Origin of the sequence: Flavobacterium sp. FPG59, from assembly GCF_002150205.1 — a bacterium.
In the GTDB taxonomy this organism is placed as follows: domain Bacteria; phylum Bacteroidota; class Bacteroidia; order Flavobacteriales; family Flavobacteriaceae; genus Flavobacterium.
This window is the reverse complement of the sequence record NZ_MTCA01000357.1, coordinates 1-1,574: the sequence shown is the minus strand read 5'-3', so window position 1 is coordinate 1,574 and position 1,574 is coordinate 1. Positions and strand designations below refer to the sequence as shown.

Sequence of the window (1,574 nt, the reverse complement as noted above, 5' to 3'; positions counted from 1 at the left end):
ATTTATGTTGTGTACTAATAAAGAATTGATCAAATTTACTTTTCAAATAAGATACTGATGGATAATACACATTACATTAGCAATGAGATGCTTACGCTTGAAACTATAGATAAAATTATCAAAGAGAATAAATTTTTAGCCCTGTCAGATGAGGCAAAAATTAATATACAAAATTGTAGAACGTATTTAGACAAAAAAATGGTGTCTCAAATTGAGCCTATTTATGGTATAAATACGGGGTTTGGTTCATTATGCAATGTGAAAATTTCTAATGAAAATTTGTCTAAACTTCAAGAAAACTTAGTGCAATCTCATGCTTGTGGAACAGGAGATGAAGTTCCAAAAGAGATTGTTAAGCTAATGTTGTTATTAAAAATACAATCTCTAAGTTATGGGAACTCCGGTATTCAACTAGAAACAGTTGAAAGATTACTATCTTTTTACAACAATAATATTTTACCCGTAATTTATACGCAAGGCTCTCTTGGAGCTAGTGGTGACTTAGCACCATTGGCGCATTTATCTTTACCAATCATTGGTCAAGGTGAGGTTTACTACAAAGATCAAAAGGTTGAAGCTGCAGTGGTTTTAAAAGAATTTGACTGGGAACCTATTGTATTGAAATCAAAAGAAGGATTAGCATTGTTGAATGGGACTCAATTTATGAGCGCTTATGGAGTTTATGCTTTGCTTAAATCCAATACTTTATCTTTTTTTGCGGATTTCATAAGTGCTGTATCTCTAGAGGGTTTTGATGGAAGAATAGAGCCTTTTAATGAGCTCATTCATTTTGTTAGACCTCATAAAGGGCAGATCATTACAGCAAAGAACATGGTTCATTTTCTGTCAGGTAGTGAAATTATAAAACAGCCCAAAATTCATGTACAAGATCCCTACTCGTTTAGATGTATTCCACAAGTTCATGGAGCTTCAAAAGATGTTTTTGAATATGTAAAAAAAATTTTCACTACTGAGATTAATTCGGTAACCGATAATCCTAATATATTTATCGATGAGGATCAAATAATTTCAGGAGGGAATTTTCATGGACAGCCTCTTGCCATGGCACTTGATTTTATGGCAATTGCCCTTTCAGAATTAGGTAGTATCTCTGAGCGTAGAACCTATCAATTAATATCAGGCAGTAGGGGATTGCCGGCATTTTTGGTTGATAATCCGGGTCTTAACTCAGGTCTTATGATCCCACAATATGCGGCAGCTAGTATTGCAAGTCAAAATAAGCAATTGGCTACGCCAGCAAGTGTTGATAATATTGTTTCCAGTAACGGTCAAGAAGATCATGTAAGTATGGGAGCTAATGCAGCTACAAAAGCACTTCGTGTTGTTGATAATTTAGAACGTATTTTAGCCATTGAACTCCTCAATGCATCACAAGCACTTGAATACCGAAAACCTTTAAAGTCAAGTGTTTTAATAGAAAATTTTATAGAGTCATATCGCGCTGTGGTGCCTTTGATTACTGAGGATAGGATTCTTCATTATGATATTTTAAAGACAGTAGCTTTCTTGAATACTTATCCAGTTGAAAATAATTTGTTAACAATGGCTTAACG

General features: G+C 34.0%; 1 protein-coding gene. It reads left to right on the top strand.

The window, feature by feature from the left end:
- Positions 1–57 precede the first annotated feature (57 nt).
- Positions 58–1,572, top strand: a complete 1,515-nt coding sequence (gene hutH, locus FPG59_RS15940; RefSeq protein WP_086455515.1) for a histidine ammonia-lyase — start codon at positions 58–60, stop codon at positions 1,570–1,572.
- Positions 1,573–1,574 lie beyond the last annotated feature (2 nt).

What these genes read in the sequence shown, in the direction of transcription:
- hutH (WP_086455515.1), top strand. Translation starts at nt 58, where the DNA reads ATGGATAATACACATTACATTAGCAATGAGATGCTTACGCTTGAAACT.